The sequence below is a fragment of the Gardnerella phocaeensis genome (assembly GCF_048545075.1).
In the GTDB taxonomy this organism is placed as follows: domain Bacteria; phylum Actinomycetota; class Actinomycetes; order Actinomycetales; family Bifidobacteriaceae; genus Bifidobacterium; species Bifidobacterium vaginale_J.
On the sequence record NZ_JBKQXS010000002.1, the window covers coordinates 207,057 to 228,882 of the forward strand.

The window sequence follows — 21,826 nt, forward strand, 5'->3', positions numbered from 1 at the left end:
ATGACAAACTTTACTCAAGATTATTACAAAAGCGGTGCTCCTGAGGTTATTGACACTCAGGCAACATATGCTTTTGAAGAAGCAAAAAGAGTTTCAGTAGGACGCACTTATGGCGAAATGACGCTTGGATTGATTGTTACAACTCTTGTGGCACTGTTCACTCAAAGCGGTAATTTCTGGCTTAGATTTATGTTTGCAACCCGCGGATGGGGTTGGATGATGTTGGCAATTGCTCAGGTTGTGATAGCAGTTGTTCTTGGAACGCGTTTAATGAAGATGAGTGAGACAACAGTACGAGTTTTGTTCTATGCTTATGCTGCTTTAACAGGATTTACTTTAAGCTCAGTTTTTCAAGTATTTAGCCTTGGATCTGTGGCATTAGTATTTGCTTTAACTGCAGGATTCTTCCTGTGCTTGACAATGCTTGCACTTACTACAAAAAAGGATTTGCTTAAAGCTGGTCCAATTTTAATGGTTGCATTACTTGTATTCGTTGTTGCGCAAATTATTATTTCGTTTATTGGGCAAGATACTGGAACAATGCGTCTTATGGCTGGAATTGGCATCGTTATTTTTGCAGGTTTAACAGCTTACGACGCTCAGCAAACTCGCGCATTACTTGCACAATATGAAAATCAGCCTGAAATGGTTAAGAAAGTATCTATTTTCTGCGCATTCCAGCTGTTCTTGGACTTCATTAATATATTCATCTACTTGCTAGAGTTGCTTGGAGATAATAGAGATTAATAATACTAAAACTAACATACGTGTGTTAGTTGCTTAGATATTTAACCCTGCCAGATTAGTATTTGGCAGGGTTTTTCTATTATGCGCAGTGGAGTTCTGCGCGAGTGTCTTCATTTTGCTTGTTTTCAGACACTGGCGCAGTATGTAATCTGCGTTAGTAACGAATAATTGCGTTTTAGCGTTACTCGCGCAGTACGTAATCTGCACCAGTGTCCCAAAAACGGTGGCGCTCAAGCAGGTCGTCAGCGCACGCAGTCAACCATCTGCACCAGTAACAAAAAACGACCAAAACTTTACAGCGGTGTAAAATTTATGCCGCCTACTCGCGCTAAAACGGCAGAAACTTTACATCCGTGTAAAGAAACGGTCGCTTGCGCGCCAAAAAACGGCAGAAACTTTACAACCGCGCGCAGTTTATGCCGCTTCCCAGCCAGATTCCGACCAAAACTTTACAGCGGTGTAAAGAAAAAGTCGGCTACGCGCCAAAAAACGGCAGAAACTTTACAACCGCGCTGCTAGCGAATCGATACACGCGTTAAATATTTTTGCAGTCAATAGAAAATGTCAAAAACATCTTGCGATTATGTATTTTCGACAGTTTTGGCTTGCGTTTTGTTTATTCCACCAAACGATTTGGTATTTTCGACATTTTAGTAAGCTGCAAAAAATCGTGGAAAACGCTCGGAACGCAGCGCTCAAGCAGGTCGCAGCGCACAAAACAACAAAAAGACCCCACGAGTTTCCTCGCGGGGTCTTTGTTAAGACTTAGCTAATATTTTCAGTTAGAGAAAATACTAGGCAAGAATCTTGGTCACACGACCAGAACCAACGGTACGGCCACCTTCACGAACTGCGAAGGTCAAGCCCTCTTCCATTGCGATAGCCTGGATCAACTCAACAGTGAAGGTTGCGTGATCGCCTGGCTGAACCATCTCAACGCCGTCTGGCAAGGTGATAACGCCGGTGACGTCGGTGGTGCGGAAGTAGAACTGTGGACGGTAGTTGGAGAAGAACGGCGAGTGACGGCCACCTTCGTCCTTGGTCAAGACGTAAACTTCGCCTTCGAACTTGGTGTGTGGGGTCACAGAACCTGGAGCAGCCACAACCTGACCACGCTCAACGTCGGTACGGTTGATACCACGGAGAAGAAGACCAGTGTTATCGCCAGCCTCGGCCTCATCCATCTGCTTGTGGAAGGTCTCGATGGAGGTAACGGTGGTGGTCTGAGTTGGACGCAAACCAACGATCTCAACTGGGGTGTTGATTGGGAGCTTACCACGCTCAACACGACCGGTGACAACGGTACCACGACCGGAGATGGTGAACACATCTTCGATTGGCATCAAGAATGGCTTGTCAAGATCGTGAGTTGGGGTTGGGATGTACTCGTCAACAGCCTTCATGAGCTCCTTGACGGTCTCTACCCACTTCTCGTGATCTGGAGCGTCATCATGCAAAGCACCGTAAGCAGAGGTGCGGATGACTGGGCAGTCGCGATCGAAGCCGTTTTCTTCGAGGAGGTCACGAACCTCTTCTTCGACGAGGTCAATAAGCTCTGGATCATCAACCATATCGCACTTGTTCAAAGCAACGAGGATCTTCGGGACACCGACCTGCTTAGCGAGCAAAACGTGCTCACGGGTCTGAGCCATAGGACCATCGGTAGCAGCAACCACGAGGATTGCGCCATCCATCTGAGCAGCACCGGTGATCATGTTCTTCACGTAATCAGCGTGGCCTGGAGCGTCCACGTGAGCGTAGTGACGCTCAGCGGTCTGATACTCGATGTGTGCGATGTTAATGGTAATGCCGCGTTCCTTCTCTTCTGGAGCAGCATCAATCTGATCGAAGTCATACTGAGGGTTCAGATCTGGATACTCGCCATGCAGCACCTTAGAAATAGCCGCGGTCAAGGTAGTCTTACCGTGATCAACGTGACCAATGGTACCAATGTTAACATGCGGCTTAGTACGCTCGTACTTTTCCTTTGCCATGTGTTTGTCCTCCTGGACGTCTCGTAGTTTGCCTCACACATTTGTGAGAGGTCTTTCGCTACATATTACTGGGTTTCTGGGTTAGGTGCCACTTCGGTGCCAGAACCCAGTCAACGTAGGAAATTCTAGCGTTGACCGGGGACAGAAAACACCGAAGTAGCGTGCGCTTTATTCGCCGCGCTGAGCCTTAATAATCTCGTCCGAAACGGCCTTCGGGACCTCCGCGTAAGAGTCCATCTGCATGGTGAACATTGCGCGGCCCTGAGTCTTGGAACGAAGATCGCCAATGTAGCCGAACATTTCGCTCAGCGGCACCTTGGCGTCGATAACTTTCACGCCAGTGGCATCAGTCATAGACTGGATGTTACCGCGACGAGAGTTCAAATCGCCCATGACGTCGCCCATGTACTCTTCTGGAGTACGGACTTCGACAGCCATAATTGGTTCGAGAATTACCGGATTAGCCTTAGGAGCAGCTTCCTTGAAGCACATGGAACCTGCAATCTTGAAGGCCATTTCCGAAGAATCGACATCGTGAGTCTGACCGTCGGTGACGGTTGCCTTTACACCCACAACTGGGAAGCCAGCCAAAACGCCGGATTCCATAGCTTCCTGCACGCCTGCATCGATTGAAGGAATGAATTCCTTGGTGATGTGGCCGCCGGTAACTTCGTTGACAAACTGGTAGGTTTCGCCAGATTCTGTGTCGAGAGGCTCGAAGTTCATCAAAACCTTTGCGAACTGACCAGAACCACCGGTCTGCTTCTTGTGAGTGTATTCCTGGTTCATAACAGCCTTACGAATCGTCTCACGGTAAGCAACCTGTGGCTTACCAACGTTCGCTTCGACCTTGAACTCACGACGCATACGATCAACGATAATGTCAAGCTGAAGCTCGCCCATACCGGAAATCAAAGTCTGACCAGATTCCTCATCGGTCTTAACCTGGAATGTAGGATCCTCGTCAGAAAGCTTAGCCAAAGCCAAGCTCATCTTTTCCTGATCAGCCTTCGTCTTTGGCTCCACAGCAACCTCGATAACAGGATCTGGGAATGTCATGGATTCCAAAGAAATTGGGTTCTTTTCGTCGCACAAAGTATCACCAGTGCTGACGTTCTTCAAACCAACGAAGGTGTAGATGTTACCAGCTTCAGCTGAATCTACAGGATTTTCCTTATCAGCATGCATCTGGAAGATCTTACCAACGCGTTCCTTCTTGGACTTCGTGGAATCGTACACGGAATCGCCTGGCTTTACTTCGCCAGAGTAAACGCGTACGAACACGAGCTTGCCATAGAATGGATGGGTTGAAATCTTGAATACCAATGCTGCGAATGGATCTGTATTAACTGGCTTACGGTCAATTTCAACGGATTCGTCGCCTGGCTTGAAGCCCTTAATAGATGGAACATCTTCTGGGCTTGGGAGGAAGTCGACAACAGCATCCAGCATTGGCTGAACACCCTTATCCTTGAATGCAGAACCGCAAGTTACTGGGAAGGCCTTACGCTCAATGGTAAGCTTACGGATACCAGCGCGCATTTCTTCTTCAGTAAGTTCGCCAGTTTCGAGATACTTCTCAACAAGCTCATCGTCAGCTTCAGCAACCTGATCCATAAGTTCAGCACGATACTGCTCTGCACGTTCCTGCAAATCTTCAGGAATGTCAACGGTGTCATAGTGAGCACCCATATCGTCCTTAACGTCATTCCAGACGTAAGCCTTCATACGAATCAAGTCAACAACGCCGATGAAGTCGTTTTCAGCACCGATTGGAAGCTGAATAACGAGTGGAGTTGCACCGAGCTTCTCCTTGATGGTCTTGACGGAATAGTAGAAATCAGCGCCAAGCTTATCCATCTTATTGATGAAGCAGATACGTGGGACGCTATACTTATCAGCCTGACGCCACACGGTTTCAGACTGAGGCTCCACACCTTCCTTACCATCGAAGACTGCTACAGCACCATCGAGCACGCGAAGGGAACGTTCCACCTCAGCGGTGAAGTCCACGTGGCCTGGGGTATCGATGATGTTGATCTGATAGCGGTCATCAACGTCATGAGTCTGACGCTTCCAGAAGCAGGTAGTTGCAGCAGACTGAATAGTAATACCGCGCTCCTGCTCCTGAGCCATGAAGTCCATGGTAGAAGCACCATCATGAGTTTCACCGATCTTGTAGTTCTTACCAGTGTAGTAAAGAATACGTTCGGTGGTAGTAGTCTTACCAGCATCAATGTGCGCCATGATGCCGATATTACGAACCATATTCAGGTCGTTAAGCACATCTTGTGCCATATTCTTATCCTTAGCTCTTTAAGATACCGATTATCTTGTGGATTACCAGCGATAGTGAGCAAAAGCCTTGTTTGCTTCTGCCATCTTGTGGGTATCCTCGCGGCGCTTCACAGAAGCACCCAAGCCATTGGAGGCATCGAGAATTTCGTTGGCCAAACGCTCAGCCATAGTCTTTTCACGACGAGCGCGCGAGAAGTCAGTAAGCCAGCGGAGGGAAAGAGTGTTTGCACGAGCAGGCTTAACTTCGACTGGAACCTGGTAAGTTGCGCCACCAACGCGGCGAGAACGAACCTCAAGATTTGGACGAATGTTATCAAGAGCGCGCTTCAATACAGAAACTGGCTCCTGCTCGGTCTTTGCCTTCACCTGCTCAAGAGCGGTGTAGACGATGTTTTCTGCGATGGACTTCTTACCATCGAGAAGGATTTTGTTAATCAACTGAGCCACGACGGTCGAGCCGTAGATTGGATCAGGAAGCAGTTGATGCTTTTTTGCAGGTCCTTTACGTGACATGTTTTACTTCGCCTTCTTTGCTCCATACAGGGAACGACCCTGCTTGCGGTCCTTGACACCCTGGGTATCTAATGCGCCACGCACGATGTGGTAACGCACACCTGGGAGATCCTTCACACGGCCACCACGCACGAGCACGATGGAGTGCTCCTGCAAGTTATGACCTTCGCCTGGAATATAGGCGGTTACTTCAATACCAGAGCTGAGGCGCACACGAGCAACCTTACGAAGCGCGGAATTTGGCTTCTTAGGAGTGGTGGTGTACACACGGGTGCACACGCCACGACGCAGCGGGCTACCCTTCAAGGCCAAAGTCTTTGACTTTTTCGGCTTGGCCTGACGTCCTTTACGGACAAGTTGTTCAATCGTAGGCAACTTAAGTTCTCCGATTCATTGTTATCTTCTATTTGGTGAAAACCGCCACACTGCAGCACACCATAACCAAAGAATCGGTTAAAGAGTAAAAGCCACAGTCCACCGGCCCGATGGCCCTCGCGCCTCCAGCCACACATTACTGCGCGCTATCTTTGACACTTGGGATATCCCAACCAACACGCCTATAACATAAGGCACGCTGTTGGCACACACGAATTACTATTATACACCCAATCTTGACAATGCAATTAATAAAGTTTTAAAACCTATTTAAGAATTGGGCGCACAGGAGCAGACACATCTAAGCTGCGTTTGTTGCCAATTTTACTAGGATCATCAATAATCTTGGCAACAATAGCTTTCTTTAACTCAATCTGAGACGAATTGCCCCATATGATAGTTTTTTTAACATCCCCTAATTCTGTTTCGACAGAATCTTGAGTTTTTGCACTAACTTTCGTAACTCTAGCTCGCAAAGATTCCGAAAGTGAACTAACAATTTTTACAGCTTCAAGTACAGCTCTATTATTCAAACTTCTTTGCACATTTGAAACTTCAATAACAGGTATTCCTTGCGTTGTAACTTGAGCTACAGCATTTAACACGCGACCTTTAGCGTCAACAGCAGTTAATTTATTGCTATCTCGAGTTTTGAGCATTGCTGCAGGACGTTGCGCATGTACAGAAACATGCAAACCATTAGGGAAATTCTTAGAAACTTTTGCTTCAGTTACGCCAGGAATATCGTTAAGTTGGTTAATTACTTCTTGAGAAGAAACTAAAAATAGCGATTTACCAACTTGAGTTGACGCAATTGAAGCAATTTTTTGCTCACTCACCCACTCGTTAGAGCCAGAAATACTTATATCGCTAGACTTAAGAAGAAAAACTGGCGAGAAGAATAAAAACCAAATAATCGCCGAAACAGAAGCAATCACTGCAAGAATTGCAAGAATTCGTTTAACAGTAAATTGCAAATAAGCAGATTTGCGTTCTTTCAAACGCTCTCGAAAATTAATTATTCTAGGACGAGTAATCATTCCAAGAGAACCAGAAGTTTGACTTAAAGTTTTTCTTACAAAATCAAGCTTTGGCAAAAGTCTAGCGTCAACAAACTTACCTTGATGATTTTTTTCATTGACATCAGCTACTCGTATTTGCGATGTGTTTTGACTGATTATATGCCTTTGGAAACGCTGGTCTTTGCGCAACGACGAAGCACTACGACGAGACGCAATGCTGTTGGATTTATTACTACGAGACTCTTCAGTACGCGCAATATTAAGACTTGAAACGGTACGACGATGCGAATCATTTGCATCAGCATCGTACGATTTGCTTGACCTCACGCGACCCATAATTGCCTCTCGTAATAATTTATTTATATTTTAATCGCTTAATTTCAAAGCACTACAATGCTTCTAGCATAACAGACGTCATAGCAGTAATACTTCCTGCACCAACTGTAAGCAGCACATCACCAGATTTTGCACGCGAAGCCAGTTTCAACGCAGCTTCGCGCATATCGTCAACCGCTTCAATTTTTACATCAAGATTCTGCAATTTTGCAGCTTTAACAATAGTTTCAGCATTAATATCTGGAAAATCTTCCTGCTTTTCGCGAGCTGGGAAAATTCCTGTAACAATTACGTCGTCTGCAAGAACCAAAGATTTTGCAAACTCACTAGCAAAAGCCTGCGTTCTGGAGAACAAATGAGGCTGAAACAGCACGCGAAGAGTAGAAGAAGTGTACTTTCTTCGCGCAGCGCGCAATAGTGCAGCTATTTCAGTTGGATGGTGAGCATAATCGTCCACAACTGTCACACCATCAACACATCCACGAATATCAAAACGACGAGACGCGCCTCTGAAGCTTTCTGCACCACGAGCCGCATCTTCTGGATTCATACCGAGCAATACTGCAGCAACAATCGCTGCAGAAGCATTAAGCGCATTATGCAAACCTGGTATTAACAAGCTAACTTGCACCTTGTTCGAACATTTAGCATGTTCATCCAAAATTTTTTCCGGCAATACAAGCGTAAACATTTCTCGACCACTTACAGCTTGCTCATTTTCATGCTCAATACTTGCGAACATAGCTAATTTTTGTACGCGCGAGCTGACTTTTAGTCTCCACGTATCCAAATTACCGTAAGCAATTGTTTTGTTTAAAATATTATCCGGCATAGCTTCAAGTACTTTTCTAGCACCTTCATCTTCTGCACAAATTATTACGTTATTGACAGCATGACTTACGTGCTCAACAAATGCTTCTCTGTATCGTTCACTAGAGCCGTAATGATCCAAGTGATCTGCTTCAGCATTTGTTACGATTGCAATACTTGGGCTGTATTTTTCAAAACTTCCGTCAGATTCGTCAGCTTCAGCAACCATAACAATTCCATTGCCAGCATGACCGCCGTCTAAAACTGTTCCGTCTGCAGCTTGAATAGATCCGCCGATTGCGTAGCTTGGATCAGCCAAATCGCCCACTGCAGTCACAGTTAATATATGAGAAAGAAGTGAGCTAGTAGTTGTTTTACCATGCGCTCCAGCAACAGTCACGCCAGTTTTTGCAGATAATAATAACGCAAGAATATCGCTGCGATGAACAAGCTTTATGCCGCGCTCATGCGCTGCCATAATTTCCGGATTGCTTGGTTTAATAGCACTTGAATACACGAGTACATCTGCATGCTCAACATGTGAAGCACTTTGTCCAATTTCTACTTCAATACCTAATTCTTCCAAGCGTTGAGTGTGATCATTTGCTTCGCGATCACAACCGCTTACACTTACGCCCTCTTCATGCAACATTTCTGCCAGAACACTCATTCCAGCTCCGCCAATGCCAATAAAATGCACTCGCCCTAGTTTTGAAATAGTTTGCGAATCATCAAACGCTGATTTTACTGGGTTTAAATCAATGTTGTTATGAGATGAAATTGTATTGCTATTAAGATTAGTCATTACTTTCTGCCTTCTTTTGCGATTTCAAGAATACGCTTCGCCATAACGTCTGCAGCATTGCGAATACCATAATTCCAAGATTTAGTGCGCATAGCTTGTAATTGCTTTTTGTTTTGCAATAAAGCTAATCCTTCATCTATAAACCACTTTGCATTGAAATCAGCATCATTTACCATTACTGCTCCCCCTGCATTTACTACAGGCTCAGCATTAAAACGCTGCTCGCCGTTGCCAATAGGCAATGGCACGTATACAGCAGGTAAGCCAAGTGCCGAAATTTCTGCAACCGTTCCAGCTCCTGCACGACATATAACTAAATCTGCACAAGCAAAAGCCCAATCAATGCGCTCTAAATATTCTGCAATATGATAATCGCCACAACCAGCATGCTCTGGTTTAATATCGTTTATTTGCGATTCACCTACTTGATTTGCAACTATATTTCGCACTTCTTCCGCTTTTGCGCGACCAGTTAAGTGAATTACTTGCGCATGTTTTAAAATATCTCCTGCTGCTGCAGCAACAGCTTGATTTATGCTTTTTGCACCCAAAGATCCGCCTGTAACAAGAATAATCGGACGTTTAGGATCAACGCCAAGGTTTTGCGCACCTTCAACGCGAGCGGAATCATAATCTTTTTCTAATCTTTCACACAATTGAGAAATAGCAGGTCTAAGAGGTAAACCAACTCTTTCAACTTTGACACCTTTTCGCGTGCGCAAATCAGTATTCCCATAAACTGTTCCAACAGCATCAGCCCAACTTGCACCCAAGCGATTTGCCATTCCAGATTTAGCATTCTGCTCATGAATCACAATAGGAATATGCTGCGCATGAGCTTGAGAATATACTGGAGCAGAAGCATAGCCACCGAAGCCCACTACTATATCTGCTTTTCTAGCGGCTAGTATATTTCGCACTTTGCGTTTTTCGCGCATCCATCGAATTGGAAACTTAATTGCATCTAGATTTGGCTTACGCGGGAACGGCACTTTTTCTATAGTGTCAAGTTCGTACCCTGCATTCGGCACAAGACTTTTTTCCAAACCAACTTCTGTACCAATTACACTAATTAACGCTTCAGGATTGAGCTTTTTAATAGCGTTTGCAACAGAAAGCAAAGGATTGACATGACCTGCAGTGCCCCCGCCTGCAAGAACAATATGCACTTCCTGCTCAATAGCATTATCAAACTTCATTTCACTACCCTTGTTATAACTTTCATATTATAAAAAAGTTGTAAATACTTACTACTTCGATATAGTAAGTTGCGGATTGGAACGCATAAGACCATCAGCTACGCCAATTGCAACCAAACACATAACGAGCGAAGATCCACCTGCTGACACAAACGGCATAGGCACTCCCATAACCGGAAGTATTTGCACAACAACAAGAATATTAACTAATCCTTGGCCTACAATCCACGTTGCGATACACATTAATGTGATTGAAATAAATTGCGATTTCGCTTTTAATGCTGAAGATAGTATGCACCAACCAATAATTACGTATAGCAAAATCACTGCTGCTGCAACCAAAAAGCCCATCTCTTCGCCAATAATAGCGAAAATAAAATCATTGTGAGCGTAAGGCAAATAATTCCATTTTTCGCGAGAGTTTCCGATGCCAACGCCTAATAGTCCACCAGAAGCCATTGCATATTGAGCGTGAATTGCTTGGAAGCAAACGCCTTTAGCTGCTTTTGCGTCACATCCGTGCAAAGTAGCAAGAATACGTCGCATACGATTTTGGCTTGTCAAAACAAGCATAGCGACCATAGCAATAGCAATCAAAATACTTCCTATTAGCCAGCGCGTAGGGAATCCGCCAAGATAAAAAGCTATAAGTGCAATAAGAATAATAATTAAAGCAGTACCAAGATCCTTACCTGCAATAACAAGCAACAACGATACGCCGAGTCCTGCTGCTACAGGAATATACGCGCGCATTTGCACACGCTCATACGCTTGTTTTGCAGCAATCAAAGCTATTGGAAGCCAAATACATAATGCAAGTTTTGTAATTTCTGCAGGCTGCAAAGTAATAGGACCAAAAGCAATCCAACCAGCATTACCATTAACTTCACGTCGTAAACCTGGAACAAATGTTAAGAACTGTGCAACAACAGAAATAATGTAAATAACAGCAACGTATCGTCTATAAACTGTAGTTGGAAGTCGAGAAGCGAAAATATAGCCAATTAAGCCTAAAACGCAATACATTGTTTGGTTTACGCCTTGACCCCAAGGTGCGATTCCGTAGGTAATCATAGTTACTGAAGAACTAGAAAACACCATGAATAAGCCGAAAATCGACAGTATAACCACTGATACTCGCATGCCGTATAAGCACCACAGTGGGTTAGTTAAACTGCGCAAGCCAACATATTTCTTTAATTCCGAATCTTGAGTTTTGCGCTCTAACGAGTTTTTTGAGTAGTCTTTTTTCGAGGAAAATATTCCAGATACAGTATTAGCTAATTTTGCGTATTTAATTGACTTTGCCGGCTTTTCTGGCTTTACTGGCTTTACTGGCTTTACTGATTTCGCTGGTTTTACTGGTTTCGCTAGATTTGTTAGCTTTGCAGGTTTTGCAGGATTTACAGTATTTACATGACTTGCTTGCTGTGCAGGCTTTACAAAATTAGTTGATTTTACAAGCTTGGATGATTTTACAAAATTATCTGGCTTTGCCTGTTTCGCTGGTTTCGCAACTTTCGACTTCTTTGCATCTTTTACAAATTTTACAGATTTATTTAAAGAAGAGCCTACAGATTTGCCAACTTTAGTAACAGAATTACTTACAGAATTACTTACAGACTTTCCTACAGATTTGCCTAATTCCTTACCAGCTTTGCTTGCGTACGCTCCTACTTTGCTTACTGACTTGCCTACTTTACTTGCTGAAGTCCTAATAGATTTTTTAAAAGATTCAAATTTTTGTTTTTTAGAAGAATTAGAAGAATCTGAATCTGCTTCAATATGATCTTCCATAATAACTTCTGAGACTTTGCGCGCTAATGAACGCAAAAACTTTTTAGGCTTATTACTGTTGAACACCATGATTATGCACCCATCGTTGAGATTCTTTAGCAAAACGATTGCCGCGATCGGCGTATGAAACAAATTGATCCATAGAAGCACAAGCAGGGGCGAGCAGAACAACATCACCAGGCTTAGCATAACGCCCAGCAGCTTCTACAGTTTGACGCATAACAGCCTCACCGAATGAAGAATCAGGATTTACAAGCGAAGTATTCTCAATATTCTCACAAACTAAATCATCAACGCAATCATATGATTTAGCGCAAGAACCATCCTGTGAAACAATAGTTACTGGAATGTGAGGAGCTGAACTGCGAAGAGCTTCAACAATTGGACGTTGATCTATTCCAATAACAACAACTGCTTTAATCACATGAAGTTGGTTTGCAATCAAATCTTCAAAATGACCGCCTTTAGCTAAACCGCCAGCAATCCAAACAACCGAATTATTAGCAAAACTAGCTAAAGATGCACAAGCAGCATGAGCATTAGTTGCTTTAGAATCATCTACAAATCTAATACAATGCGAAGGATTTTCATCTTCAGACATCAAAGTCGCAACTGTTTGAATGCGATGACCTCCAGGAGCAAACTCGCGTAAAGCACGAACTGAAGAATCTACATCACCAGTTAAACCTAAAGCTAACGCTAACGCAGTAAGAGCATCAGCTAATAAATGCGGATACACGCTGCCATCAGGCTCGCACAGATGCTTTAGCTCACGCAATTCAACAATAGGTTTCAGAGTGCCTTTAGTTCCTCCAGCAACACCGCTGTTATCGACAATCCAACCATCTTTTACGCCAATTTCACCATCTTTAGGCTCTTCTAGCGTAAAACCAATTTTTTTACAACCATCAGCAACTTGTGCACAAGCTGCCAATTTGCTTACACGCTCATCTTGAGCATTGTAAACCAAAGCTTTTTGCACATTATTAAATACTTTTGACTTGTCACGAGCGTACGCTTCCATGCCGCCATGCCAATCTAAATGATCAGCAGCAATATTAGTAATAGCAGCACAGTCAAGAGCTAAAGAATCAGTGAAATGCAATTGGAAAGAGCTTAATTCAACGCATAAAGCATCATGCTCACATTCCAAAGCAGCATGTGACACAGACTTTCCAATATTTCCTACTGCTGGAGCATCTAATCCGCAAGCGGTTAGCATTGCAGAAGTCATTTCTGTAGTAGAAGTCTTACCATTTGTGCCAGTAATACCGATCCAATAAGCAGGTTTATTCGTGCGTTTAGAAGGTACACGCAAGCGCCAAGCTAATTCAACTTCGCTCATTACTGGAATATTGTGCGATGCAGCTTCTTGCAAAAATGGCGTGCGAGGGTTAAATACTGGAGATGTAACAACAGCATCGATTTTAGACCAGTCTATTGCTGAAAAATCATGTATATCAGCATCAGGCTTATTTTCGTCTGCAGTCACAGGCTCAGATCCAACAGAGCGCAAAACCTCAGCTGCACCACGACCAGAAACTCCAAGACCTGCAACTAATACACGCTTAAAAGCAAATGCTTTATCGCTTGTGCACGACTTACAAGTAGATTCAGACGAAACAGATACGTCATTGCCATCGACAATATTCATATTGAAGCCTTCCAATTTTTGAAATTAAATAAGCAAGCCAGAATGCCCAGCCCAATCGGCGTAGAACATCATAAGCGCAGAAAGCACAAACATGAGCTCAATCATCCAGAATCGCACAACAACCTTTGTTTCCGTCCAGCCGAGCAATTCAAAATGATGATGAATAGGAGCCATTTTGAACACGCGCTTATGCGTAGCTTTAAAGAATCCAACTTGAATAACGTCACTTGCAGCTTCCATTACAAATAATCCACCCAAAATCACAGCCAAAAACTCTGTGTGAGTTGCAATAGAAAGAGCTGCAAATAATCCACCTAAAGCCAGCGAACCAGTATCTCCCATAAATACTTGAGCAGGATTCGAATTAAACCACAAGAATCCAAAGCAAGCAACAGCAGCACAAACAGCAATAATAGTTAAATCGAGAGGATCAGAAACAGCGTAAGAGAATCCAAAATGACCGCCTCCACGCACATGGTAGCTTTCCCAAAAAGCAATCAAAGCGTATCCAGCAAAAGCAATCATAGAAGATCCAGAAGCTAAACCATCAAGTCCGTCAGTCAAGTTTACAGCGTTAGACCAAGCAGCAATAAGGAAATTAACCCAAACGATAAATACTACGATTCCTACACCGTTGCCGAGTATAGAAAAATCAAAAAATGGTTTTTCAATAAAACTCATTCCAGGTTGAGCGCTAGCAATGCCAGATTGAGTTGGCAATAGCAATGACAAAAGCGCGTAAATACTTGCAAAAATAATTTGACCAGTAAACTTCGCATGTACAGAAAGACCAAGATTCTGCTTTTTACGAACCTTAGCAAAATCATCAATAAAGCCAAGCAAACCCATTGAAAGCATTGCAAACAGCACTAAAACAGCAGACCATGAAGGCGAGCGACCAACAGAAACATATCTATAAAGAGCAGAAGCAGCCCAACCTGCTACTACAGCAAAATTAATAACAACACCGCCCATAGTTGGCGTGCCGCGCTTTACTAAATGAGATTGTGGTCCATCTTGGCGAATGTACTGACCGTAGTGCAAACGATGCACTAAACGAATAAGCAAAGGCGTGCCAACAATCGTAACTACGAGCGACACCACAATTCCTACAATAAGCGCAATCACCGCTTAACCTCCGTTTACTGTTCCGTTTGCTATAATACTTAATTTATTAATTTCACACTTATATTGAGCATCGAGCAGTTAAATATTTGCCCAATGTTCAGCAAGCACACTCAAGCCTGAAGCATGAGAGCCTTTCAATAACACAACACTACTCGGATGCTCGGCCACAATTTTCCAAACAATATCATCAGCCTCATCCGCACTGTGTACAAAGTAGACTGCATCATTAGAAGAAAGTAGTTTATTATTCCAAGAAGAACGCGCACCTTGAGCAATACAGTGAGCTAATTTATCTAAGTCAGAGTCCGTTTTTGAACCAACAGCAACAACCGCATCAACACTCGAATTTGCTACATATTCTCCAATATTTGTGTGCAATTCATCTTCGTTGCCGCCAAGCTCCAACATAGAACCAAGAACCGCTATACGGAAAGGTTTCGAAGATGCACCACAGGAATCATTTTCATAAGCACATAAACCATCAATTCCTGCTTTCATAGAATCAGGATTTGCATTAAAGGAATCGTCAATAAGCGTAAATTTCTCGTCATTCTTCGAAACTGTACTCAATTGCATGCGATGCGGGCTAATATGCGAAACTTTAGACAGCACAGAAGCAATATCATCTAAAGTCATTCCCAAATATCTTGCAACATTTGCTGCAGCAAGCGCATTCATAACATTATGCTCGCCTTGTATAGCAAGATGCACTTCAATATGATTCACTAAATCAGAAGAATTAATGCGTTCATTGATAGTAAAAACTGCTTTACCAAAAGAATCTAACTTTATATTGCTAGCTGAAAGTTGGTAGTCATCTTTACTAGCTGATTCCAGCAATCCGTTTTTAGCATTTCTACCGAACCAGCGCACATGATCATTTTCTACAAGACAAGACATTGCAGAAACTCGCTTATCGTCGGAATTTAATACTGCTATGCCATGCGGCAAAAGCCCACGCACAATCTCACTTTTTGCTTGCGCAATGCGCTCAACTGAGCCAAATTCACCTAAATGAGCGACACCAACTTTAAGCACTATTGCGAGATCCGGAGGAGCAATATGAGTTAAATTGGCAATTTCGCCAACATGGTTAGCACCCATTTCTGCTATTAAAAATCGAGTATTATTTCCAACTTGCAAAGCAGTAAGAGGCAAGCCAATATTATTATTAAAAGATCCAACAGGAGCAACTGTTTCGCCTAGCGTGCTCAACAAAGCCTTCAACATATCTTTCGTTGTTGTTTTGCCAACGGAACCAGTAATACCAATAATAGTAAAAGGTTTGTTAAGCTTGCGGCGGAGTTCCAAATTATGTTTAGCTAGCAAACCCAGTGCTTCTACAGAATTATTAACAACTATTTGATTGAGATTAGTGCCTTCGACAACATGTTCAACAATAGCTACAACAGCTCCAGATTCTTCAGCATTCTTTACATAATCATGACCGTCAACATGTTCACCAACTATAGCTACAAACACAGAACCGTTACGGATTTGACGAGAATCACTAAAAACGGAATTTGCAACTAAATCTGTGCCACAACTATTAAACTCGTGTATTTCACCATGAACAGCTTTAGCAATTTCGCTTATGCTCATAGGCATCATATCGGCATGATCTAAACTCTTAGCATTGCTGGCACACGAAGTTTCAACACAACTCATAACATCCTCCAAATTAGCAACATAATTAAAAGCTCTTAAACAAAACTCACGCAATTAATTTATTTGAAAACTCGAATGAAATCAGCGCTTCATCACTATTCAGTGCAATTCATGCGAAACTCGAAGCGCACTTTTAATAGTCCCACGACGAACACCAGCAGCTAACACCATTGCAATAGATAATGAAAGATGCCGCTGCACATCATTGCCACCAATTTGATCCGCTAATTCAGCTAATTCGTCAGACTCAGCCGATCTAGTAACACAATAAGCGTGCTCTCTTCCAGAAAAACCATAACGTTGACGCAGCGCATAAAAACTCATGCCGGTTGCATATGCCGGGTAAAGCGGTGAAGAAGATGTCTTTGCACTAACTTTCACATTTGATACCGCATCTTTAGATTCAGTCTCATCTTCAGATTCAGAATTAGATTTAGAATCAGATTCTGCTCCAGAATTGCTTTCATTCTGAGTTTGCTCAACGCCAAGAACATCAATACTAACGGATTGTAACGCGTTCTTAGCTAAAGTTGCAGAATTAAGTGCAATAACTACTGCAGCAGCACCATCTTCTGCACAAACTGACAGAGTATGCTGAACATCAGCAATATTTAACGGATATTCCAGCGAAAGTTCACGCTGCAAAGAAGACGAACCGGCGTCACTAATCACGCCAACAGGATTACCAAGCATGTGTAAAAAGTCTGCCAATCGCAAAACATTAGCATGAATTTCATCATCATCGTCACCTGCAACAGCAAAAGTTGCGATGCAAGAAGAAGGATCGAAATTAATATCGCAAGCAAGCTTTCCAAGAGCAACAGGATTAGCAGAAGATACAAGTAGCGGTATTCCTAAATCCACAGCTTCATTACGAAACTCCGGTGGAACTAGAGCAGCATACGCTCCAGCATCTCTAGCAGCCTCAAGTTGACGACGATCAACGTGGCCGAGCGGCACAAACAGGCAACCAGGATGCACTTGACGCACATCATGAGCAATAGAAGTAACAGTTACCTCAGATGCAAACGCTGGAACAACTTCAAAACCATAGTTTTTTGCAGCAAAACCTAAAGTAACTCTTACTCTTGAATATTCATCAACCACATTCATTGCACACCCTACTTTATAGACAACAACATTGTAATGCGTACATTACCAATTTACAGGAACAGGGTTTGCGCGTGGAGAAGAAGCTGGAATATCATACTTTTGCATTAAGAATTCTCCAATAGTTTTGAAAAGTGGACCTGAAGTCATACCACCGTAAACGCCTTGCGGATCTTTTAGCACAACGGTTACGATGAATCGAGGATTATCCGCCGGAATAGCACCAGACCAGTCGCTAATTGTGGAGCTAAGACGGCCATCAGGTCCCGCAACTTCTGCAGTACCACTCTTTGCAGCAACACGATAACCATCGACACCAGCAAATCTGTGATAATGCTCACCCGAATTTTCCAAAGCATTCATCATTTGTGCAGCAACAGTTTCGTCCAAAACGCGCGTTCCTGCAGGGCGAGAAGACTTTGTAACTCTGCCATTAGGATCTATAACGGATTTAACTATTGACTGACGCAACCTAACGCCTTTATTTGCGATAGTTGCAATTGCATTAGTAAGTTGCAAAGCATTCACAGCATAACCCTGACCAAACAGGACGGTATCTTTCTTACGACCATCCCAAGCTTGAACGCTAGGAAGCAAGCCACAAGATTCTCCTTGCAAATTCAATCCGGTATACTGACCAAGACCAAACTTATAAAGATATTCGTAGCGCTTATCTAACGGATACCTTTCGCCAGCCATAACCATACCAATGTTTGAAGATTCAGCAAGAATACCAGCCAAAGTCCAATGTTCAACACCATGATCAACAGCATCATGATATGTTTGACCATTCTTATTAATGCTGTTAGGAACCGCAAACTGATCGCTAAGCTTGTGAGCGCCGGTTTGCAACATACCAGCCATTGCAAAAGCCTTACCAATAGAACCTGGTTCAAAGGTTTGACTTACTGCACGAGACACGTTTACTTTGGATTGTGTGCTACCAGCTTTAATATCGTCAGTATCTTCCAAAGCAAGAATTTCGCCAGTTCGAACATCCTGAACTACTGCAACACCCCATGCTGCACGATATTGTTTCTTTCCGTCAAGAAGAACCTTCTTAACATACCAATCAACATCGCTATCAATCGTAAGCTTAATATCACTGCCGTTTACAGCAGGTTTAGATTCTGTTACAGTTCCTGGAATCTTCTCATTTCCAACATTATTACCTTGATAACGCTGGTAGCCGTCTACACCGTTTAAGGTGGAGTCATGAGTTAGCTCAAGTCCAGAAACACCAACTTCGCCCTTGCGATTCTTTAAGTCTTTACGATTAACTTCATCTGCATTTGAAACTGCGCCAATTACAGAACCAAGAATTGGACCGCTAGAATACACGCGCTCACTACTATTTTCTGCATAAATGCATCCGGAAAGATTAAGATTGTCAATAGCGCGCTTAACTGCAGGAGTTACGTTACGCTTCAACAAAACGTAACGACCAACGCCAGCTAATTTTCCGCCAAGCTCTACAGAACTCATGTGAAGAATCGGAGCTAGCAAACGAGCAACCGCCACAGCGCCCGTGCCTTCTACAGGCTTGCCATTAAGCATATGACAATTATGCTCAGTTTGTTTTGTGCAAGGAGTTGGCACAAATGCCTGAGCGTTAAGCGGATCTCCAATAATATTGAATCGCTCAACACTTTGAGCCAACACAGCACCATTAGCATCAAGTATGCGACCACGACGTGCAAGAATTGGTCGCACACGACTACGCTCAGCCTGAGCTGCTTGTGCAGTTGAGCGAGCATTAATAATCTGTATAAAACTTAGCTTTACTATTGCACTAACACCAATTAACGCAAAAACAATTGCAATTACGGTGCACTTACGCGCAAATATCTGCTGAGGAGCGAAACGTTGTTTGATTAAGTGGCGCATCAATGTTTCTCCTGTTTTGTTTTCTGTTGATATTGACGATTTTGTTGTTCTTGTTTTTGAGTTTTATTTGAGTTATTAGTTTGTTTTGAATTATCGGTTTGTTTTTCGCGCTCAGTTTTTTCAGAATGACTATGTTTTCGTTTTTCTACATAATCACTTAAGTCAATAGAAATAGAACCTTGTTGCGGAACCATTCCCATTCTTTGCGCTCTTGCAGGAAGTTCAGATTCCAAAGTATCTAATTTCGCTTGACTAGCTTCCACATCCTGGTGCAAACGAGAAATACGCGTCTGCACTGCAGTTTGGTCGAAGGAAATTTCTGCCATTTGCGTACGCAAAAAAAGCGAACTAGACAACGTAACAACCATGAAAATCACAATAATCATGCAATTCACAAGAGGTACTTTGCGCGTATTGCTCCATGCCATAACCTTGTGGAATCGTTCAAGCACAGCAGAAGATTTACGCTGAGATGAGCTAAATGCCGAAGGAGCAGGATTATGTACGTATTCTTTACGGGCTGGATTATCTTTAGTGCGACCAGCTGGAGCTGAAGCAGAGGACGCAGAAGACGAAGAAGAGCGCAAAACACGATTTTGCATGTTCAATACCATGTCAGCGACCTCCTTTTATAGCTTTACGACCAGCCGCTTCATCTTCAAGCCTTGGAATCCAACGCTCAGGAATAGGACGGCATAATTCGACAGCGCGCAAACGAACTGAGGAAGAGCGAGTATTATGCTCAATCTCCTCTTTAGATGCTTTCATTGCGCCTCTTGTAAGAGACTTAAAGAAAGGCTGAGCATCTTCAGGAATAACAGGCATATTCGCTGGAACGTCAACAGTTAAGCCCTTATTCATAAAGCGCTTAACAGTTGTGTCTTCCAAAGAATGGTAAGACTCAACTACAAGACGGCCATGTTCACGAAGATGCAAAGCAATCTTTGGAAGCGTGCGCTGAAGCTTATCTAACTCACCATTTACTTCAATACGCAAAGCCTGGAAAACGCGCTTAGCTGGATTTCCAGTAGCGCGATGAGCTTTCGGAATTACAGAGTCGACTAAGCTAACCAACTGACCCGAAGTAGCAATAGGCTCCGTAGCGCGAACTTCAACAATACGACGAGCAATAGGAGAAGCAAAACGTTCTTCACCATATTCTCGGAAAATTCTAGTTAATTCTCGAGAATCATACGTAGCTAAAATCGTTGCGGCAGTAGTTGCTTGCGTTGTATCCATACGCATGTCAAGTGCTGTATCGTGAGAATAAGAAAAACCGCGATCAGTTTCGTCAACTTGCAAACTTGAAAGACCCAAATCCATAAAAGCAGCATCAATACGGTCAATGCTGTTTTCTCGTAGCACTTCATCAATCTCATCGAATGCCGCATGTGCAGGAATAAAACGATTCTCGAGACCTTCGCCGCGCATTCTTTGCGTTGCTAACGAAAGTGCTTCAGAATCACGATCAATACCAATAAGCGTCGCAAAAGGCGCAGCTTTAAGAAAAGCAGTCGCATGACCAGCAAGACCTAAAGTGCAATCTACTACTATTGCGCCTTTGTGTTGCAAAGAAGGAGTAACTAAATCAACACAATCTTGCAACAATACCGGTGCGTGAATAGCTGTAATGTCTTTCATAGCATCAGTCATCACATCACCGCCGGAAGTACATCGTCAGCAATATCCGCATAACCTTGCTCGCGATCGGCAAGATACTCTTCCCAAGCAGACTTATTCCAAATCTCTGCACGCGTACCAACACCAATAACAACAATTTGATCGCCCAAATTGGCGTAATCCCTTAACATTGGCGGCACAACAATGCGTCCTTGCTTATCCGGCTCTTCATCAACAGCACCAGAAAGGAATACGCGAAGATAATCACGAGCTGATTTATTGCTCATAGATGTGCGCTGAATTTGCGTGGTCATGCGCTGAAACTCAGTCATTGGAAGCACGTAAACGCAACGCTCTTGGCCACGAGCCATAACAAAACCAGTTCCGAGCTGAGAACGGAATTTTGCAGGAAGAGCAACACGACCTTTATCGTCAATTTTCGGAGTATAAGTGCCTAACAAAATAGGTGTTGCTGGATGAGTTGACGCAGCTTCTTGATATTGAGAAGCATAAAAAGGTGCAACTGGCATAGCTGCAGCTTGTGCAGACGAATCAGCAGCGCCGGACGGAGTGGAGGTGAAAACCGGTGCTGGCATATATTGCTGCATTGCTGGCATAACAGTTGAAGGCACACCATAATAACCCTGGATCGACTGCTTAGATTGTACAGGTTGAACAGGCTGAACGTATTGTTGCTGAGGCACTTGTGAATCTTGCATTTGCAGTGGCATCTGCGATTGCTGAGAAACATTTGAATCAGCGGCTTGTTGAGCCTGATTTATGGAATGCGCAGAGGAAGAATTGGCGCTATTGCGCGGTTGCTTATTAGCATCACGACGTGCCATACTCCACCTCCTTAACTC

Annotated in this window: 17 protein-coding genes; 1 reads left to right on the forward strand and 16 read right to left on the reverse strand. The window is 43.4% G+C overall.

What is annotated here, in order from left to right; all coding sequences use genetic code 11:
• Positions 1 to 747 carry a Bax inhibitor-1/YccA family protein gene (locus ACJV2T_RS03640; protein WP_419399170.1) on the forward strand — a complete coding sequence of 249 codons (747 nt, stop codon included), beginning with the start codon at positions 1 to 3 and terminating at the stop codon, positions 745 to 747.
• A gap of 794 nt (positions 748 to 1,541) precedes the next feature.
• On the opposite strand, the gene tuf is transcribed toward ACJV2T_RS03640, so the two are convergent.
• The 16 genes from tuf to mraZ form a co-directional block, all read right to left on the reverse strand.
• Entirely contained in the window at positions 1,542 to 2,741 is a 1,200-nt protein-coding gene (gene tuf / locus ACJV2T_RS03645; protein WP_004118785.1) for an elongation factor Tu, read from the reverse strand.
• A gap of 168 nt (positions 2,742 to 2,909) precedes the next feature.
• Positions 2,910 to 5,039 carry an elongation factor G gene (gene fusA / locus ACJV2T_RS03650; protein WP_119526223.1) on the reverse strand — a complete coding sequence of 710 codons (2,130 nt, stop codon included), beginning with the start codon at positions 5,037 to 5,039 and terminating at the stop codon, positions 2,910 to 2,912.
• A 42-nt stretch (positions 5,040 to 5,081) separates the two neighbouring features.
• Entirely contained in the window at positions 5,082 to 5,552 is a 471-nt protein-coding gene (rpsG, locus tag ACJV2T_RS03655; RefSeq protein ID WP_012914396.1) for a 30S ribosomal protein S7, read from the reverse strand.
• A 3-nt stretch (positions 5,553 to 5,555) separates the two neighbouring features.
• On the reverse strand, positions 5,556 to 5,927 hold the full coding sequence (gene rpsL, locus ACJV2T_RS03660) for a 30S ribosomal protein S12 (RefSeq protein ID WP_003813881.1): 372 nt from the start codon (positions 5,925 to 5,927) through the stop codon (positions 5,556 to 5,558).
• A gap of 266 nt (positions 5,928 to 6,193) precedes the next feature.
• On the reverse strand, positions 6,194 to 7,285 hold the full coding sequence (locus tag ACJV2T_RS03665; RefSeq protein WP_415683762.1) for a cell division protein FtsQ/DivIB: 1,092 nt from the start codon (positions 7,283 to 7,285) through the stop codon (positions 6,194 to 6,196).
• A gap of 52 nt (positions 7,286 to 7,337) precedes the next feature.
• On the reverse strand, positions 7,338 to 8,900 hold the full coding sequence (gene murC, locus ACJV2T_RS03670) for a UDP-N-acetylmuramate--L-alanine ligase (protein WP_419399171.1): 1,563 nt from the start codon (positions 8,898 to 8,900) through the stop codon (positions 7,338 to 7,340).
• Entirely contained in the window at positions 8,900 to 10,099 is a 1,200-nt protein-coding gene (locus tag ACJV2T_RS03675) for a UDP-N-acetylglucosamine--N-acetylmuramyl-(pentapeptide) pyrophosphoryl-undecaprenol N-acetylglucosamine transferase (protein ID WP_415683760.1), read from the reverse strand. The genes murC and ACJV2T_RS03675 overlap by 1 nt, the downstream gene beginning before the upstream one ends.
• A gap of 51 nt (positions 10,100 to 10,150) precedes the next feature.
• Positions 10,151 to 11,965, reverse strand: coding sequence for a peptidoglycan glycosyltransferase FtsW (locus ACJV2T_RS03680; protein WP_419399172.1), 1,815 nt, complete (start codon positions 11,963 to 11,965; stop codon positions 10,151 to 10,153).
• Positions 11,949 to 13,550: a UDP-N-acetylmuramoyl-L-alanine--D-glutamate ligase gene (gene murD / locus ACJV2T_RS03685; protein WP_419399173.1), complete on the reverse strand. Its 1,602-nt coding sequence runs from the start codon at positions 13,548 to 13,550 to the stop codon at positions 11,949 to 11,951. Before murD ends, ACJV2T_RS03680 begins: the two co-directional genes overlap by 17 nt.
• Before the next feature lie 24 nt (positions 13,551 to 13,574).
• On the reverse strand, positions 13,575 to 14,678 hold the full coding sequence (gene mraY, locus ACJV2T_RS03690) for a phospho-N-acetylmuramoyl-pentapeptide-transferase (RefSeq protein ID WP_004108513.1): 1,104 nt from the start codon (positions 14,676 to 14,678) through the stop codon (positions 13,575 to 13,577).
• A 78-nt stretch (positions 14,679 to 14,756) separates the two neighbouring features.
• Positions 14,757 to 16,346, reverse strand: a complete 1,590-nt coding sequence (locus ACJV2T_RS03695) for a UDP-N-acetylmuramoyl-tripeptide--D-alanyl-D-alanine ligase (RefSeq protein ID WP_419399174.1) — start codon at positions 16,344 to 16,346, stop codon at positions 14,757 to 14,759.
• 99 nt (positions 16,347 to 16,445) lie between these two features.
• Positions 16,446 to 17,459: a UDP-N-acetylmuramyl peptide synthase gene (locus tag ACJV2T_RS03700; RefSeq protein ID WP_419399175.1), complete on the reverse strand. Its 1,014-nt coding sequence runs from the start codon at positions 17,457 to 17,459 to the stop codon at positions 16,446 to 16,448.
• Positions 17,460 to 17,501: 42 nt separating this feature from the next.
• Positions 17,502 to 19,343: a peptidoglycan D,D-transpeptidase FtsI family protein gene (locus ACJV2T_RS03705; protein ID WP_419399176.1), complete on the reverse strand. Its 1,842-nt coding sequence runs from the start codon at positions 19,341 to 19,343 to the stop codon at positions 17,502 to 17,504.
• The gene (gene ftsL / locus ACJV2T_RS03710) at positions 19,343 to 19,957 is read right to left on the reverse strand and encodes a cell division protein FtsL (protein WP_419399177.1); all 615 of its coding nucleotides are present in this window, start codon (positions 19,955 to 19,957) and stop codon (positions 19,343 to 19,345) included. Before ftsL ends, ACJV2T_RS03705 begins: the two co-directional genes overlap by 1 nt.
• 1 nt (position 19,958) lies before the next feature.
• Positions 19,959 to 20,984 (reverse strand): 16S rRNA (cytosine(1402)-N(4))-methyltransferase RsmH, encoded by a 1,026-nt coding sequence (rsmH, locus tag ACJV2T_RS03715; RefSeq protein ID WP_419399258.1) that lies wholly within the window; start codon positions 20,982 to 20,984, stop codon positions 19,959 to 19,961.
• A gap of 11 nt (positions 20,985 to 20,995) precedes the next feature.
• A complete protein-coding gene (gene mraZ / locus ACJV2T_RS03720; RefSeq protein WP_419399178.1) occupies positions 20,996 to 21,808 on the reverse strand; it encodes a division/cell wall cluster transcriptional repressor MraZ in 813 nt (270 codons plus the stop codon).
• Between the last annotated feature and the right edge of the window lie 18 nt (positions 21,809 to 21,826).

Excerpts from the sequence above, each read along its gene's own strand:
- ACJV2T_RS03665 (WP_415683762.1), bottom strand. The coding sequence starts at position 7,285 with ATGGGTCGCGTGAGGTCAAGCAAATCGTACGATGCTGATGCAAATGAT.
- ACJV2T_RS03675 (WP_415683760.1), bottom strand. The coding sequence starts at position 10,099 with ATGAAGTTTGATAATGCTATTGAGCAGGAAGTGCATATTGTTCTTGCA.
- murD (WP_419399173.1), bottom strand. The coding sequence starts at position 13,550 with ATGAATATTGTCGATGGCAATGACGTATCTGTTTCGTCTGAATCTACT.
- ACJV2T_RS03640 (WP_419399170.1), top strand. The coding sequence starts at position 1 with ATGACAAACTTTACTCAAGATTATTACAAAAGCGGTGCTCCTGAGGTT.
- mraZ (WP_419399178.1), bottom strand. The coding sequence starts at position 21,808 with ATGGCACGTCGTGATGCTAATAAGCAACCGCGCAATAGCGCCAATTCT.
- ftsL (WP_419399177.1), bottom strand. The coding sequence starts at position 19,957 with ATGGTATTGAACATGCAAAATCGTGTTTTGCGCTCTTCTTCGTCTTCT.
- tuf (WP_004118785.1), bottom strand. The coding sequence starts at position 2,741 with ATGGCAAAGGAAAAGTACGAGCGTACTAAGCCGCATGTTAACATTGGT.
- fusA (WP_119526223.1), bottom strand. The coding sequence starts at position 5,039 with ATGGCACAAGATGTGCTTAACGACCTGAATATGGTTCGTAATATCGGC.
- ACJV2T_RS03700 (WP_419399175.1), bottom strand. The coding sequence starts at position 17,459 with ATGAATGTGGTTGATGAATATTCAAGAGTAAGAGTTACTTTAGGTTTT.
- rpsG (WP_012914396.1), bottom strand. The coding sequence starts at position 5,552 with ATGTCACGTAAAGGACCTGCAAAAAAGCATCAACTGCTTCCTGATCCA.
- murC (WP_419399171.1), bottom strand. The coding sequence starts at position 8,900 with ATGACTAATCTTAATAGCAATACAATTTCATCTCATAACAACATTGAT.
- ACJV2T_RS03705 (WP_419399176.1), bottom strand. The coding sequence starts at position 19,343 with ATGCGCCACTTAATCAAACAACGTTTCGCTCCTCAGCAGATATTTGCG.
- ACJV2T_RS03695 (WP_419399174.1), bottom strand. The coding sequence starts at position 16,346 with ATGAGTTGTGTTGAAACTTCGTGTGCCAGCAATGCTAAGAGTTTAGAT.
- rsmH (WP_419399258.1), bottom strand. The coding sequence starts at position 20,984 with ATGAAAGACATTACAGCTATTCACGCACCGGTATTGTTGCAAGATTGT.
- ACJV2T_RS03680 (WP_419399172.1), bottom strand. The coding sequence starts at position 11,965 with ATGGTGTTCAACAGTAATAAGCCTAAAAAGTTTTTGCGTTCATTAGCG.